The organism is Nocardia rhizosphaerae, from assembly GCF_042650365.1.
GTDB lineage: Bacteria > Actinomycetota > Actinomycetes > Mycobacteriales > Mycobacteriaceae > Nocardia > Nocardia rhizosphaerae.
Genome location: NZ_JBHSBA010000003.1, coordinates 385,373 through 400,055, shown reverse-complemented (window position 1 = coordinate 400,055; position 14,683 = coordinate 385,373). Strand labels below are relative to the sequence as shown.

14 protein-coding genes and 1 tRNA gene are annotated in these 14,683 nt (G+C 68.7%); 11 read left to right on the top strand and 4 right to left on the bottom strand.

The annotated features are described in order from the left end of the window. The first annotated feature begins 42 nt into the window (after positions 1-42). Both ACFOW8_RS03420 and ACFOW8_RS03415 read left to right on the top strand, forming a co-directional pair. Positions 43-882, top strand: a complete 840-nt coding sequence (locus ACFOW8_RS03420; RefSeq protein ID WP_378545270.1) for an alpha/beta fold hydrolase — start codon at positions 43-45, stop codon at positions 880-882. Further along, on the top strand, positions 879-1,439 hold the full coding sequence (locus ACFOW8_RS03415; protein WP_378545267.1) for a TetR/AcrR family transcriptional regulator: 561 nt from the start codon (positions 879-881) through the stop codon (positions 1,437-1,439). Before ACFOW8_RS03420 ends, ACFOW8_RS03415 begins: the two co-directional genes overlap by 4 nt. Before the next feature lie 75 nt (positions 1,440-1,514). On the opposite strand, the gene ACFOW8_RS03410 is transcribed toward ACFOW8_RS03415, so the two are convergent. After that, positions 1,515-1,597 (bottom strand) — tRNA-Leu (locus ACFOW8_RS03410). Between the two features lie 218 nt (positions 1,598-1,815). Between ACFOW8_RS03410 and ACFOW8_RS03405 the strand changes: the two genes are divergently transcribed. The 8 genes from ACFOW8_RS03405 (at position 1,816) to ACFOW8_RS03370 (ending at position 12,266) form a co-directional block, all read left to right on the top strand. Continuing rightward, positions 1,816-3,204, top strand: coding sequence for a DUF3662 and FHA domain-containing protein (locus ACFOW8_RS03405; RefSeq protein WP_378545264.1), 1,389 nt, complete (start codon positions 1,816-1,818; stop codon positions 3,202-3,204). A gap of 168 nt (positions 3,205-3,372) precedes the next feature. Continuing rightward, a complete protein-coding gene (locus tag ACFOW8_RS03400) occupies positions 3,373-3,849 on the top strand; it encodes an FHA domain-containing protein FhaB/FipA (protein WP_378545261.1) in 477 nt (158 codons plus the stop codon). Beyond that, positions 3,846-5,294 (top strand): PP2C family protein-serine/threonine phosphatase, encoded by a 1,449-nt coding sequence (locus ACFOW8_RS03395; RefSeq protein WP_378545258.1) that lies wholly within the window; start codon positions 3,846-3,848, stop codon positions 5,292-5,294. Before ACFOW8_RS03400 ends, ACFOW8_RS03395 begins: the two co-directional genes overlap by 4 nt. Next, complete coding sequence (locus tag ACFOW8_RS03390; RefSeq protein ID WP_378545255.1) at positions 5,294-6,766, top strand: FtsW/RodA/SpoVE family cell cycle protein; 1,473 nt, start codon at positions 5,294-5,296, stop codon at positions 6,764-6,766. Before ACFOW8_RS03395 ends, ACFOW8_RS03390 begins: the two co-directional genes overlap by 1 nt. Next, the gene (locus ACFOW8_RS03385; RefSeq protein WP_378545252.1) at positions 6,763-8,229 is read left to right on the top strand and encodes a peptidoglycan D,D-transpeptidase FtsI family protein; all 1,467 of its coding nucleotides are present in this window, start codon (positions 6,763-6,765) and stop codon (positions 8,227-8,229) included. The genes ACFOW8_RS03390 and ACFOW8_RS03385 overlap by 4 nt, the downstream gene beginning before the upstream one ends. A 37-nt stretch (positions 8,230-8,266) precedes the next feature. After that, positions 8,267-9,781, top strand: coding sequence for a serine/threonine-protein kinase (locus ACFOW8_RS03380; RefSeq protein ID WP_378545249.1), 1,515 nt, complete (start codon positions 8,267-8,269; stop codon positions 9,779-9,781). Beyond that, positions 9,778-11,679 (top strand): Stk1 family PASTA domain-containing Ser/Thr kinase, encoded by a 1,902-nt coding sequence (gene pknB, locus ACFOW8_RS03375; protein WP_378545246.1) that lies wholly within the window; start codon positions 9,778-9,780, stop codon positions 11,677-11,679. Before ACFOW8_RS03380 ends, pknB begins: the two co-directional genes overlap by 4 nt. 167 nt (positions 11,680-11,846) lie before the next feature. Then, complete coding sequence (locus ACFOW8_RS03370; RefSeq protein WP_378545243.1) at positions 11,847-12,266, top strand: CBS domain-containing protein; 420 nt, start codon at positions 11,847-11,849, stop codon at positions 12,264-12,266. 3 nt (positions 12,267-12,269) lie between these two features. Here the strand turns inward: ACFOW8_RS03370 and ACFOW8_RS03365 are convergent, their stop codons facing one another. From ACFOW8_RS03365 to ACFOW8_RS03355, 3 genes are all read right to left on the bottom strand, one after another. Beyond that, a complete protein-coding gene (locus tag ACFOW8_RS03365) occupies positions 12,270-12,737 on the bottom strand; it encodes a deaminase (RefSeq protein ID WP_378545240.1) in 468 nt (155 codons plus the stop codon). Positions 12,738-12,881: 144 nt separating this feature from the next. Then, positions 12,882-13,622 carry a RibD family protein gene (locus tag ACFOW8_RS03360; protein WP_378545237.1) on the bottom strand — a complete coding sequence of 247 codons (741 nt, stop codon included), beginning with the start codon at positions 13,620-13,622 and terminating at the stop codon, positions 12,882-12,884. A gap of 22 nt (positions 13,623-13,644) precedes the next feature. After that, positions 13,645-14,307, bottom strand: coding sequence for an aminodeoxychorismate/anthranilate synthase component II (locus tag ACFOW8_RS03355; protein WP_378545234.1), 663 nt, complete (start codon positions 14,305-14,307; stop codon positions 13,645-13,647). Positions 14,308-14,401: 94 nt separating this feature from the next. Between ACFOW8_RS03355 and crgA the strand changes: the two genes are divergently transcribed. After that, positions 14,402-14,665 carry a cell division protein CrgA gene (gene crgA / locus ACFOW8_RS03350; RefSeq protein WP_378545231.1) on the top strand — a complete coding sequence of 88 codons (264 nt, stop codon included), beginning with the start codon at positions 14,402-14,404 and terminating at the stop codon, positions 14,663-14,665. The last annotated feature ends 18 nt before the right edge of the window (positions 14,666-14,683 follow it).

Here is a 14,683-nt window from a genome sequence, read left to right as displayed (position 1 = left end):
ACCACCCTTGACCGACCAGTCGGTCATAACTATCGTCGATTCATGACGCCCCTTCTCGTTCCCACCGGCTACGGCGAGATCGCCGTTCATCTCAGCGGCCGCGCGCCACGGGAGGCACCGGGATTGCTCCTGCTGCACGCCAATCCGGGCGACCACCGCGATTACGACGCGATCGTGCCCGCGCTCGCGGCCGACTGGGCCATCGCCGCCGCCGACTGGCCCGGATACGGGGCATCGACCGTCAGCGATCCCGAGCTGATCACCGTCGACGCGCTGGCCGAGGTGGCGGTGCGGGTGGCCAAGGCGTTGGCCCGCAACGGCTTCGGCGCGCTGACCGTGCTCGGCAACAGTGCGGGTGGCTATGCCGCGGTGCGGTTGGCCCAGGCGGAGCCGGACCTGGTCCACGGCTTGGTGCTGGTGCAGTCGGCCGGCTTCGCGCCGCGAAACCTGGCTACCAGGGCCTACTTTCGATTCGTCGCGAGTGCCCTCGTCGCGCGGCGGTATGTGGTGCCGAACGCTCGGATGTATCTCGGTCCGCTCGATCGCGGCGAGCTGCGGGCCATCTTCGAAAGGACAGGCGCGGTACCGGGTGATCCGGTGCGCCTGGCCGTCTACCGGAGCCTGTGGCGCAGCTTCGACAGTCCCCGTTTCGATCTCACCGCGGACGGGCAGCTGGTTCCGGGGCTCCCGGTCCAGGTGGTGTGGGGACGCAACGATCCGACCAATCCGTGGTTCGCCAACCGCGCGGCCGTGGCCCGCGCACTGCCGCAGGCCACGGTGACCGTGCTGCCGACCCGGCACGAACCGTTCGCCGAGGCACCAGGGCTGTTCCTCGACAGCGTGCGGGAATTCCTCGGCGCCTGTGCTGGAATGCGTCCATGAGATCCGCCGAACCAGGACGGCGCGCGCTGCTGGCGGCGGGCCGCACGCTGTTGTCCACCGAGGACCTGACCAAACTGTCGGTCAACGCCATCGCCGCGCAGGCGAAGATGGCGAAGGGCAGTTTCTATCAGCACTGGCCGAGCCGGGAGGCCTACTTCGTCGCCCTGCACCGCGCCTTCCACGACGATCTCGACAGCCAGGTCGCCGCCGCGATCGCGGACCTGGCACCGGGGCCGGAGCGGCTCGCCGCCGGAATCGCGGCCTACCTGGACGGCTGCCTCGCCGACCCGGCGACCAAGGGACTGCTCGTCCAGGCCCGCACCGACGCGGGCCTTGGCCCACAGGTCGCGACCCGCAATGCCGCGGCCGCCGCCCTGCTCGTCGCGGATCTGCGGGCGATGGGCTGGTCCGACCCGGAACCGGTCGCGGTGCTGCTGGTCGCCGCGATCGCCGAGACCGCCCTGCTCGAACTGGACGCCGCGGCTCCGCGCGCCGACCTGCGCACCGCCCTGCTCCGCTTGGCGCGCCGCAAGGAGGACGGACCGGAAACTCGGTGAGAACCCACAAACCCGCGCGACGACCGGGAAACGACAAGAGGCCCGATCCGATGGGATCGAGCCTCTTGTCGTAAGTGGGCGAAGGGGGACTTGAACCCCCACGTCCTTACGGACACTGGCACCTGAAGCCAGCGCGTCTGCCATTCCGCCACTCGCCCGAGCGACTGGAAAAATCTAACATGCTCCGCTGCCGAAAATAAAATCGCGTCGCTGACCTGCGGTGATGCGCGCGGATTCGGCGCGGGAACCGGGGCGCTCCGCCGGGAGTTACAGGGTTGGAGGATCGTGGATATCATGCAAGGAACGTGGTCGGGTCCGGACACGCCGTAACCAGCGTGTCCACCGGCTGGGCACGCGCACCGAAGGGAGGGCTGTGATGGGCATCGTGTCGAGATTCGAACGTCGTCTGCAGGGCGCCGTCGGTGACGTGTTCGCGAGGGTGTTCGGCGGCAGCGTCGTCCCCCAGGAGGTCGAGGCCGCACTTCAGCGCGAAGCCGCTGATCAGGTGCAGGATCTGGGCAGCGGGCACAAGCTCGCGCCGAACAGTTACGTGATCACCATCAACGCATCCGATCACGGCAAGCTCGACGCCGATCACGACCTCACGACCAAGGCGTTCGCCAAACACCTGCAGGATTACATCCGCGAGCAGGGCTGGCAGACCTACGGCGAAGTGCACGTGGCGTTCGAGGCATCACCTACGCTGCACACCGGAATGTTCAGAGCGAGCGGCCGCGTCGACCCCGACGCCGGTCGCGGGACCGCCCCACCTCGCCCCGAACCGCCACAACGACCCGCACACCCGCAACCAGGAGCTGGCCCCATGACGCACAACTCAGGCTACGAGCCAAGCCGAGAGCCCGCGGAGTCCGATCCACGCAACCGCGGGTACGCTCCGCCGCCCGCGCGCGGCGCCGCTCCGGGCGGGGCCTACCCCGACGAGTACGGCCAGGGCGGGTACGCCCAGCCCGGCTACGACCAGCAGGGTGGCTACGACCAGCAGGGCGGGTACCAGAACGGGTACGACCAGCAGGGCGGGTACGGGCAGCAGGCCTACGGGCAGCAGCCCGGCTACGACCAGCAAGGTGGGTACGACCAGCAGGGCGGCTACGGGCAGCAGGCCTACAGCCAGCAGGCCGGCTACGGCGCCCAGCAGGGCTACGCCGAACCCGGCTACGACCAGCAGGGCGGCTACGGCCAGGGCGGCTACGACCAGCAGGCCTACGGCCAGCAGGCCGGCTACGGCGCCCAGCAGGGCTACGCCGAACCCGGCTACGACCAGCAGGGCTACGGCCAGAACGGCTACGCCGATCCCCAGCAGGGTTACGGCCAGCAGGTTGGCTACGGCCAGCAGGGCTACGCCGAACCGCAGCAGGGCTACGGCCAGGACGACCAGGCCTACGGCCAGCAGGCCGGCTACGGCGCCCAGCAGGGTTACGGCCAGCAGGGTGGTGGCTACGCGGCGCCCGCGCAGTCGAGCTACTCGGCCACCCTGCAGCTCGACGACGGCAGCGGCCGCACCTACCAGCTCCGTGAGGGCAGCAACATCATCGGCCGCGGCCAGGACGCGCACTTCCGGCTGCCGGACACGGGTGTGTCGCGGCGCCATATCGAGGTGCGCTGGGACGGCCAGACCGCAATGCTCTCCGACCTCGGTTCCACCAACGGCACCCTGGTCAACGGCTCGCCGGTGCAGGACTGGCAGCTCGCCGACGGCGACGTCATCCGGGCCGGACATTCCGAGATCCTGATCCGGATCGTCTGATCCCGTAAGCTGCGCGGTGCACATCACGAGTCGACGCTGTCGGCTCTATGATGCTGCCATCACACGCACGGCCCCGACCTCGGGGCCGGCGAACCAGCGTGCTGGTGGGGGTGGTCCGTCCCGCACCCGCCGTACCGACGTACCCGGGCGAACAGGAGGTGGAACGCCGTGCAGGGATTGATCCTGCAATTGACCCGCGCGGGGTTCCTGCTGCTGCTCTGGTTGTTCGTCTGGGCCGTCCTGCGCACCCTGCGCAGCGATATCTACGCGGCATCCGGCATCCGGATACAGCCGAGGGCCGCGCGCGGTGCACGCGGATCCTTGGGGCTGCCATCCCTGCGCCGAGGCCAGAAGGGCGCCAAGTATCTAGTGGTGACTCATGGTTCACTCGCCGGCACGCGAATCACCCTCGGCACCCAACCGGTCCTCATCGGCCGCGCCGACGATTCCACGCTGGTACTCACCGACGACTACGCCTCGACCAGGCACGCGCGACTGTCTCAGCGTGGTGACGACTGGTACGTGGAAGACCTCGGTTCCACCAATGGCACTTATCTCGACCGCGCGAAAGTCACCACCGCTGTCCGTGTTCCGCTCGGCACTCCGGTCCGAGTCGGCAAAACTGTGATCGAGCTGCGATCGTGACACTTGTTCTGCGCTACACCGCGCGAAGCGACCGGGGCCTCGTCCGAGGCAACAACGAGGATTCGGTCTACGCGGGCGCTCGCCTGCTTGCCCTCGCCGACGGGATGGGTGGCCATGCCGCCGGCGAAGTGGCCTCCCAACTGATGATCGCCGCCCTGGCGCATCTCGACGACGACGAGCCGGGCGAGGACATCCTCACCAAGCTCGACCGCGCCACCCGCGCAGGCAATGCCGCCATCGCCGACCATGTCGAGGCCGAGCCCGAACTCGACGGCATGGGCACCACGCTCACCGCCATCCTGTTCGCGGGCCGCAAGCTCGGCATGGTGCACATCGGCGACTCGCGCGCCTATCTGCTGCGCGACGGTGAGCTCGCCCAGATCACCCGCGACGACACCTTCGTGCAGTCGCTGGTCGACGAGGGCCGGATCACCCCGGAGCAGGCGCACACCCATCCGCAGCGGTCGCTGATCATGCGTGCCCTCACCGGCAACGAGATCGAGCCGACGCTGATCATGCGCGAAGCCCGCGCCGGTGACCGGTATCTGCTCTGCTCCGACGGCCTCTCCGACGTGGTGAGCGACGAGACCATCGGCAACACCATGCGCGAGGGCAATACCGACGACTGCGCCGACCGGCTGATCGAGCTGGCGCTGCGCAGCGGTGGGCCCGACAACGTCACCGTCGTGGTCGCCGACGTGATCGACCTCGACTACGGCCAGAGCCATCCGATCGTCGCCGGCGCCGCCTCCACCGAGGAGGAGGAAGACAGCCCGCCGCCCAACACCGCCGCGGGCCGGGCCGCCGCGATGCGCCCACCCAGGGCCCAGCCCCGCCGGGCCGCCGCCGCGCCACCGCCGCCGGAACCGAAGTCGCACAAGCTGCGCTGGCTGCTGCTTTCGGTGGCCCTGATCGCCGCGGTGGCCGTCGGCCTCGTAGTCGGCTACCAGATGATCCGCAGCAATTACTACGTCGGCGCCGACAACGACCGGGTGGTCGTGATGCGCGGGCTGCCCGGCTCGATCCTCGGTTACTCGATCCATGACGTCGAGCTCACCGCCTGCGTCGACAACAAGAACGAGCTCACCCTCCTCGCGGCAGACGCAACCGCGCCGAGCGGCTGCAAAACGCTGATGGTCGACGATCTGCAGCAATCCGGCCGGGATTCGGTGGAGAGCACCTTCCCCCCTGGTTCGCTGGAGCAAGCGCGCGACGCCATGCTCCGGCTGCGTTCTTCGGTGCTCGAGCCCTGCGCCAAGAAGGAATCCGTGCCGCAGCCCGGCGTGCTGCCCACCGAGCAGCCCCAGGCCACCCCGGATGGCGCGCCGACGCCAGGACCCGACCAGCCCGCCGCACCGACCACCACCCCGGCCGCACCGACCACCACGCCCGTCCCGACGACAACTCCGCAGATCTCAGGGGAGAACTGCCGGGTGACGGACTGATGTCCGCACCGCCACCGCCGTCGGCTGGGGCATTCCCCAGTCCCCCTGGCGGATTCGCGCCGGCACCACCCCCGTCGACGCGACGCAACCAGGAGTTGCTGCTGCTGGCGGGGGCGGCGGGGATCACGACGGTGTCGCTGTTCATCGTGGAGGCGAGCCAGGAACAGTCCATCACCTGGGACATCGCCAAGTACGGGCTGGCGTTCCTCGCGCTGTTCGGCATCGCGCACCTGGCGGTGCGGCGGTTCGCGCCGTTCGCCGACCCGCTGCTGCTGCCGATCGTGGCGCTGCTCAACGGCCTCGGCCTGGTCCTGATCCACCGGCTCGATCTCGCCGACGCGCAACAGGCCGCGTACGAGGCGAGCCCGATCCCCTCCCCCGACGCCAACCAGCAGATCATGTGGACCGGCCTCGGCATCGTGGTGTTCATCACCCTGCTCATCGTCTTGCGGGACTACCGCACGCTCGCGCGCTACACCTACACCCTAGGGCTGGTCGGCCTGGTCGCGCTGGCGATTCCGGCACTGTTGCCGAGCCGGTTCTCCGAGGTCAACGGTGCCAAGATCTGGATCAGGCTGCCCGGCTTCAGTGTGCAGCCCGGCGAGTTCGCCAAGATCCTGCTGATCGTGTTCTTCGCGGGTGTGCTCGTGGCCAAGCGCGACCTGTTCACCGCGGCGGGCAAGCACTTCCTCGGCATGGAGTTCCCGCGCCCACGCGATATGGGCCCGGTGCTGATCGTGTGGGTTGTCTGCATCGGGGTGCTCGTCCTGGAGAAGGACCTCGGCACCTCACTGCTCATCTTCGGCACGGTGCTGGTGATGATCTACATCGCCACCGAACGGGTGGGCTGGCTGATCATCGGCAGCGGGCTGCTGTTGCTCGGGTTCGTCTTCGCCTACCAGCTGTTCGGGCATGTGCGGGTGCGGGTCGACACCTGGCTGCACCCGTTCGACGACTACCACAACACCGGGTATCAGATCTCGCAGTCGCTGTTCGGTTTCGCGACCGGTGGGCTGGCAGGCACCGGCCTCGGCAGTGGGCGGCCCAACCAGGTGCCCTTCGCCAAGACCGACTTCATCGTCACCACGATCGGTGAGGAACTCGGCCTGATCGGGTTCACCGCGGTGCTGATGCTGTTCCTGATCTTCATCGTGCGCGGGCTGCGGACCGCGCTCGCCGTGCGCGACAGCTTCGGCAAGCTGCTCGCGGCCGGCCTGTCGTTCACGATCGCGATCCAGATCTTCGTCGTCGTCGGCGGTGTCACCAAGCTGATCCCGCTGACCGGCCTGACCACGCCCTTCATCTCCTACGGTGGTTCCTCGCTGCTCGCGAACTATGCCCTGCTCGGGCTGTTGATCAAGATCTCCGACGCCGCCCGCGCGCCCGCACCGGCGCGCAAGCGCGGCCCGGCGCCGATCGCCGAGGCGCCGACCGAGATGTTCCGCAGGTCGGAAGGCAGGGCGAGCGAATGAACACTCCGCTACGTCGCGTCGCCGTCGCCGTGATGGTGATGGTGGTCGCGCTCCTGGTGAACGCGACCTACCTGCAGGTGGTCAAGGCCGACGATCTGCGCAGCGATCCGCGCAACTCGCGCGTGCTGCTCGACGAGTACTCTCGCCAGCGCGGCCAGATCTCCGCCGGCGGCACCGTGCTGGCCAATTCGATCGCGACCGACGACCGGTACAAGTACCTGCGTCAGTACCCGAGCACCCCGCCCGCCTACGCCCCGGTCACCGGGTTCTACTCGATGCAGTACGGCAAGACCGGTCTGGAGCTTGCCGAGGACCCGGTGCTTTCGGGCAACGACTCGAGCCTGTTCGGTACCCGCCTCATCGACATGTTCTCCGGGCGTGACCCGCGCGGCGGCAATGTGATCACCACGCTCAACCCGATCATGCAGCAGGTCGCCTACGACCAGATGACCTCGAAGGGCTACACCGGCGCGGTGGTCGCGATCGAGCCGAGCACCGGCAAGATCCTGACGATGGTGTCGACGCCGAGCTACGACCCCAACGAGCTGTCCGGCCACGACGGCGCCGCGGGCCGGGCCGCGTGGGAGCGGCTGAGCACCGACCAGACCCAGCCGATGCTCAATCGCGCCGTCTCCCAGACTTACCCGCCCGGGTCCACGTTCAAGACCATCGTCACCGCAGCCGCGCTGTCGAACGGGGTGGCAGGTCCCGACGACCAGTTCACCGCGGCGCCCAACATCACCCTGCCCGGTACCAGCACCACGCTGGAGAACTACGGCGGCAGCACCTGCGGTGACGGACCGACCGCGAGCCTGTACGACGCGTTCCGGCGCTCGTGCAACACCGCGTTCGTCGAGCTCGGGGTGAAGGTCGGCGCGAGCGCGCTCAAGGACGAGGCGGCGGCCTTCGGCATCGGCCCGCATACCGGCGTCCCGATCCCGGTGGCCGAGTCGACCGTCGGCCCGATCCCTGACGCGGCGGCGCTCGGGCAGTCCAGCATCGGGCAGCGCGATGTCGCGGTGACCCCGCTCGACATCGCCGTCGTCGCGGCGACCATCGCCAACGGCGGTACCAGGATGCAGCCGTACCTGGTCGACCAGACCCAGGCGCCGGATCTGTCCGAGCTGAGCAAGACCACAGCGGTCTCGGTCGGACAAGCGGTCAGCCCCCAGGTAGCGTCGACGCTGACGAATCTGATGGTCGCCTCGGAGGCCAATACCGCGGGCGGTGGCCGGTCGCCGTACCAGATCGCGTCGAAGACCGGAACGGCCGAACACGGCAGCAATCCCCGTAACACCCCGCCGCACGCCTGGTATATGGCCTTCGCGCCCGCGCAGAACCCGAAGATCGCCATCGCGGTGATCGTCGAGAACGGCGGCGACCGGAGTCTGTCCGCCACCGGCGGCTCGGTGGCGGCACCGATCGCCAGGTCGGTGCTGGACGCGGGCCTGGCAGGGGGCTGAACGAAATGAGTGTGCGAGTGACAACACGGGGGCCCCGATGCTGAACAACGGCGCCATGATCGCCGACCGCTATCGCCTGCAACGGCTCATCGCCACCGGCGGTATGGGTCAGGTGTGGGAAGCGATGGACACCCGGCTCGACCGGCGGGTGGCGGTCAAGGTCCTCAAGACCGAGTTCTCCGCCGACCCGACGTTCCGGCAGCGATTCCGGACCGAGGCGCGCACCACCGCGCAGCTCAACCATCCAGGGATCGCCGGTATCTACGACTACGGCGAGACCACCGACCCGCAGGGCGGGGAGACCGCGTACCTGGTGATGGAGCTCGTTCAGGGTGAGCCGCTGAACGCGGTGCTGAACCGGATGGGCAGGCTCTCGGTGCTCCAGGGCCTCGACATGCTCGAGCAGACCGGCCGGGCACTCGAGGTCGCGCACGCCGCGGGTGTGGTGCACCGCGACGTGAAGCCCGGAAACATCCTGGTGACCCCGACCGGCCAGGTGAAGATCACCGACTTCGGCATCGCCAAGGCGGTCGACGCCTCACCGGTGACCAAGACCGGCATGGTGATGGGCACCGCCCAGTACATCGCGCCGGAACAAGCCGTCGGCGAGGACGCCACCGCGGCCAGCGACGTGTACTCGCTCGGTGTGGTCGGTTACGAAGCGCTGGCGGGCGCGCGCCCGTTCACCGGTGACGGCGCCATCACCGTCGCCATGAAGCACGTGCGCGACACCCCGCCGCCGATGCCCGCCGACCTGCCGCCGAACGTGCACGAACTCATCGCCATCACCATGGCGAAGGATCCGGGCCAGCGCTACCGCAGCGGTGGCGAGTTCGCCGACGCCGTCGCCGCGGTACGCGCCGGGCACATGCCGCCGCCGCCCGCCGGTGCCGCACCGCCGATGACCGGCGCCACCAGGGTGCTCCCGCCAGGTCCGACCATGGTGATCCCGGCCGCGGGCGACTACGACGGCGCGACCATGCGCTTCGGCAACCAGACACCCCCGCCGGTCACGCCGGGTGGCGGCTACTCCGGTCCGGCGACCCAGGCCGCCGCGCCCGCGTCGATCCCGAACGAGTCGGGCAACAACAACCAGAAGTGGCTGATCGCGCTCGGCATCGGCGCGCTGCTGCTCGGCGGTGGCGTGCTCTGGCTCCTGTTCGGCGGTGAACCCAACCGCAGCACCGGACCGGTGACGACCACGATCCAGACCACCACCCCGCCGCCACAGCCCACGACGACAACCACCGTCGTCGTTCCACCCCCGGTCGTCCCGACCGAGGAGCCGACGACCCAGCCGCCGCAGCCGACGACGACCACCCCGCCGCCGACAACGACGACCGTGGAACCGACGACGACCACCCCGCCGCCGACCACCACCACGACGACCAAGCCGACGACCACGACCAAGACCACAACGACCACCGACAAACCGGTGGAGGGCACGACGACGGTCAACGGTCGCCCCCGGCTGCCGACGCTCGACCTGCCGTTCCCGGACACCCGCCCCGACCGCACCGTCGACACCACTCCGTCACAAGGACAGCCATGACGACCCCGAAGAATCTCTCCTCGCGGTACGAGCTGGGCGAGATCATCGGTTTCGGTGGCATGTCGGAGGTGCACCGGGCGCGCGACGTGCGCCTCTCGCGTGATGTCGCGATCAAGGTGCTGCGCGCCGACCTGGCTCGCGACCCCACGTTCTACCTGCGCTTCAAGCGCGAGGCGCAGAACGCGGCCGCGCTGAACCACCCCGCCATCGTCGCGGTGTACGACACCGGGGAGGCCACCGTCGACGGCGGCCCACTGCCCTACATCGTGATGGAGTACGTCGACGGCGACACCCTGCGCGACATCGTGCGCGGCAAGGGTCCGCTCGCGCCGCGCAAGGCGATGGAGGTCGTGGCCGACGTGTGCGCCGCGCTCGATTTCAGCCATAAGGCCGGGATCGTGCACCGCGATATGAAGCCGGCCAACATCATGATCAACCGGGCAGGCGCGGTGAAGGTGATGGACTTCGGCATCGCCCGCGCGATCGCCGACAGCTCCAACCCGATGACCCAGACCGCCGCGGTCATCGGCACCGCCCAGTACCTGTCCCCCGAACAGGCCCGCGGCGAGACCGTCGACGCGCGCTCGGACGTGTACTCGGTGGGCTGTGTGCTGTTCGAGATCCTCACCGGCCAGCCGCCGTTCACCGGCGACTCGCCGGTCGCGGTCGCGTACCAGCACGTCAAAGAGGATCCGCCGCTGCCGTCGTCGATCAATCCCGGCGTCCCGCGCGAGCTGGATTCGGTGATCCTCAAGGCGATGGCCAAGAACCCGGCCAACCGCTACCAGACGGCCGCGGAGATGCGCGCCGATCTGATCCGGGTGCTCGGCGGGCAGAAGCCGAGCGCGCCGATGGTGATGAGCGACGAAGACCGCACCACCATCATGGACTACGACGACCCCGCGCCCCGGATGTTCCACGAGCGCGGCGACGACACCTCCGAACAGGACGCGATCGCGCCGCCTGCCGAGGACCGCAACCGGACCGGCCTGATCGCGCTCGGCGTCGCCGCGGCGCTCGCGGTGGCGTTCGGGTTGTTCTGGGTGTTGATCGGGCCGGGCAGCAAGCCCGACCAGGTGGCCGTGCCGGACGTGTCGGGGCAGTCGGCGCAGCAGGCCCAGTCGGCGCTGCAGGCGGCCGGGTTCTATGTGGTCGTGCAGCAGAAGCCGGACGGCAAGGTGGCGCAGGGCAATGTCGTCGCCACCCAGCCGCTCGGCGGGTCACGGATCGACGAGGGCAGCACCGTCACGCTGCAGGTGTCATCCGGCCCGTCGCAGGTGCAGGTGCCGCGACTGTCCGGGCTCACAAGGGCCGAGGCGGAGCAGAAACTGAATTCGATCGGGCTGCAACTCGACCCGAATGTGGAGCGCAAGGCGTCGAGCACCGCCGAGATCGACAAGGTGACCGGCCAGGAGCCGAGCGCGGGCGCGCGCGTCGACATCGACCAGGCCGTCACCATCACCATCGGATCCGGGCCGGAACAGGTGCGGGTGCCGACCGTGGTCGGCCAGGACATCGCCATCGCCCAGCCGAACCTGGTGGACAGCGCCGGTTTCCAGGTGGAGATCCAGGAGATCAAGTCGACAGCGCCGCGTGGGCAGGTCCTGTCGACCAGCCCGGCCGGTGGCACCGACGCCGAGAAGGGTTCGACGATCGTCGTGCAGGTCTCCGCCGGTGACCGGATCCAGATGCCGACGCTGACCGGCCTGACGCCGACCCAGGCGCAGGAGCAGCTGCGTGAGCTCGGCTGGACCGGTCAGCTCAGCCAGACCACGGTGATCACACTGGACGGCGCCGTCGCCGGCAAGATCGTCGGCCAGAGCCCGGCGCCCGGTTCATCGGTCACGATCACGAGCAATGTCGTGCTACAGGTCGGTGCCTCGCCGATTCCGCGTTGAGACCGCGCCTGAGGTCTCGATTGCGTGGAGAACTCACCCGTTGCCTTCGCGTGCGCGCAGAATGAGGCTGCTTCATCCCAACCAGCAATAGCTGAACGAGGAGGTAGTCCAGTGAGCCACCGCCCAGTGACGAAGGCCTTTCAGTGCGCAGACGAGGTGTCGGAGCTATGACAACGGCCAGGGACATCATGAAGCCGGGCGCGCAGTGGATCAGCCGCGGTGACAGCGTGGCGACCGCGGCCACCGCGATGGCCGATCTCGGCGTGGGCTCGCTCGTCGTCGCCGACGACAACGAGCGCATGTGCGGCATCATCACCGATCGCGACATCGTGGTGAAGTGCGTCGCGCTCGGCCTCTCCCCGGAGACAACGACGGCCGCCGAACTGTGTGAGTCGACCCCGCGCTGGGTCGACGCCGACGCCGATGTGGAGGACGTGCTCGACCAGATGGAAGGTCATCGGGTCAAGCGGATGCCGGTGATCGAGAACAAGCGGCTGGTCGGCATGATCAGCGAAGCCGATCTGGCCAGGCATCTCGACGACAATCAGCTCGGCGAGTTCGTGACCGCCATCTACGGGCGGCCCTGAACCTCAGCTCAGATCCAGATGGGTGTTCATCGACATGGCCGCCTCGGCCAGGTCGGTCAGTTCGACGACGCGCACGCCGTGGCGGCGCAGTTTGTCCACACCCTCGCACGCGGCGACGAACAGGCTCGGCTCGCGCCAGGCGATCACGACGGTCGGGATGCCGGCCGCCAGGATGCGGTCGGCACACGGCGGCCGGTTCGCCGTGGCGCGGGTCGAGCACGGTTCGAGCGTGCTGTAGATCGTCGCCCTGGTCAGGCGCGGATCGTCGGGGTCGAGCTTGTTCAGCGCCGATTCCTCGGCGTGTACCTTCTCGTCGGTCTCGCGCGACCAGCCGGTGGCGATCTCCACGCCGTCGGCGACGATCACCGCGCCCACCGAGTAGGCCGTCGGGCTGGGCGGAGAGTTCCTGGCGAGTTCGATCGCCCTGTGCATGAATAGGTGGTCGGTGCTTTCGGCGTTGTCCACGCTCATCGGATTCCCCTGCGGGTCGGGAGTTATCCACAACGATCGCATGATGTGGATTCGATCATGTTCAGGTGTGCAGAAATGTCTTCGACAAACTGTGGAGAGCGATATTTCCCCAGGTCGGCTCGATGATTTCAGCCACAGGTCCGGTTAGTACCCGGACTTGTCCACCGGTCCGACCAGGTACTTCAGCACAGCGACATCCCCAAGTTGTTCCACACCCGCCAACTGCAGCCGCCGCTGTGTACCGCCAGGGAACAGCGCGGGACCGACGAACCTGGGCGCCGCGGGGTCGCCGACCAGGATCGGCGCGATCGCGAGGTGGATCTCGTCGACCAGGTCGGCGGCGAGGAATCCGGTGTGCATCCCGGTTCCGCCCTCCACCATCAGCCGGTGGACACCGCGGGTACCGAGGTCGTCGAGCAGCGCCGGGAACGCCACCCGCGCTCCGAGGGCGATCACCTCGGCCGTGTCGGCGAGCCGCTCGCCGAGCCGGGCCGCGCCCGCGTCGGTGGTGTAGACGAGTTTGTCCCCACCCGTATGCCAGAACCGCAGGCCGGGATCGAGCTCGCCCGAGGCGGTGACGGTCACCTTGACCGGATACTCCGGCCTGCCCGACGCCACCCGCGTCGCCCTGCGCTCGGCGCTGTTCACCAACAGCCGGGGATTGTCGGTGCGCAGGGTGCTGGCACCGACGAGGATCGCGTCGGAGTCGGCCCGTACGCGGTCGACCCGATCGAAATCGGCGCTGTTGGACAGCAGTAGCCGCCGCTCGGAGGTGTCATCGATATAGCCGTCCAGGCTCGCCGCGACCGAGAGCAAGACGTACGGCCGGGCCTTGGCGTCGGACCGAGGTCCCTCGCTGCGCCGTTGCGTGGTTCGCTCCTTCACTCCGCGTCCGGATATCGGACGGCTACGAGATGGCCAGTGCCGCGACTTCGGCTTCCAGCGCCGACACCAGCGCCTCGGCGGGCCGCTCGCCGCAGACCTCGAGCCAGTTGGCCAGCATCCGGTGCCCGCCCTGGGTGCGCACCGACTCCGGGTGGAACTGCACGCCGTGGATCGGCAGGCTGCGATGCCGCATGGCCATCACGATGCCGCTCTCGGTGTGGCCGACCACCTCCAGGTCCTCGGGCATGGTCTCCGGCAGCACGGTCAGCGAGTGGTAGCGGGTGGCGGTGAAGGGGTCGGGCAGGCCGGCCAGGACGCCTGAGCCCAGGTGGTAGACCTGGCTGGTCTTGCCGTGCAGCAGCTCGGGGGCGCGGTCCACCGTGCCCCCGAACGCCTCACCGATGGCCTGGTGTCCCAGACATACTCCGAGCAGTGGCATGCGGTACTTCGCGGCCGCGTACACCAGCGGGATACTCGCGCCGGCCCGGTCGGGGCTGCCGGGGCCGGGGCTCACCAGCACGCCGTCGAAGCTGCCGCCCTCGTCGCCGCGGGTGAGCAGGGTGTCCAGGTCGTCGAGGCGCGGGTCGTCGTTGCGCCAGACCACGGCCTCGGTCCCGAGCTGGCCGAGGTATTGCACCAGGTTGAACACGAAGCTGTCGTAGTTGTCGACGACCAATACACGCATGCGTCGAGAGTACGTGGCGACCGTGTAGGTCGTCGCATCCATTACCTGGTGGGATAGCCTAGGAGTTACCTGTATTTCCGAATTCGAGGACGTCATGCCCAAGTCCAAGGTCCGTAAGAAGGCCGACTACACCCCGAGCCCAGCCAGCCGCACTCCGGTGAAGGTGAAGGCGGGCCCGTCGCCGGTCTGGTACGTCGCGATCATGCTTGGCTTCATGCTGGCAGGCCTCCTGTGGCTGCTGGTGTACTACCTGGCTGCCGAGCAGATCAGCTGGATGAACGATCTCAACGCCTGGAACTTCCTGATCGGGTTCGGCCTGATGGTCATCGGCCTGATCATGACCATGCGATGGCGCTGACCGGCCGCGTCGCACCGG

Coding starts and splice junctions, on each gene's coding strand:
- ACFOW8_RS03365 (WP_378545240.1), bottom strand. CDS start 12,737: ATGAGCGTGGACAACGCCGAAAGCACCGACCACCTATTCATGCACAGG.
- ACFOW8_RS03380 (WP_378545249.1), top strand. CDS start 8,267: ATGCTGAACAACGGCGCCATGATCGCCGACCGCTATCGCCTGCAACGG.
- ACFOW8_RS03390 (WP_378545255.1), top strand. CDS start 5,294: ATGTCCGCACCGCCACCGCCGTCGGCTGGGGCATTCCCCAGTCCCCCT.
- ACFOW8_RS03385 (WP_378545252.1), top strand. CDS start 6,763: ATGAACACTCCGCTACGTCGCGTCGCCGTCGCCGTGATGGTGATGGTG.
- ACFOW8_RS03420 (WP_378545270.1), top strand. CDS start 43: ATGACGCCCCTTCTCGTTCCCACCGGCTACGGCGAGATCGCCGTTCAT.
- pknB (WP_378545246.1), top strand. CDS start 9,778: ATGACGACCCCGAAGAATCTCTCCTCGCGGTACGAGCTGGGCGAGATC.
- ACFOW8_RS03355 (WP_378545234.1), bottom strand. CDS start 14,307: ATGCGTGTATTGGTCGTCGACAACTACGACAGCTTCGTGTTCAACCTG.
- ACFOW8_RS03370 (WP_378545243.1), top strand. CDS start 11,847: ATGACAACGGCCAGGGACATCATGAAGCCGGGCGCGCAGTGGATCAGC.
- crgA (WP_378545231.1), top strand. CDS start 14,402: ATGCCCAAGTCCAAGGTCCGTAAGAAGGCCGACTACACCCCGAGCCCA.
- ACFOW8_RS03415 (WP_378545267.1), top strand. CDS start 879: ATGAGATCCGCCGAACCAGGACGGCGCGCGCTGCTGGCGGCGGGCCGC.
- ACFOW8_RS03405 (WP_378545264.1), top strand. CDS start 1,816: ATGGGCATCGTGTCGAGATTCGAACGTCGTCTGCAGGGCGCCGTCGGT.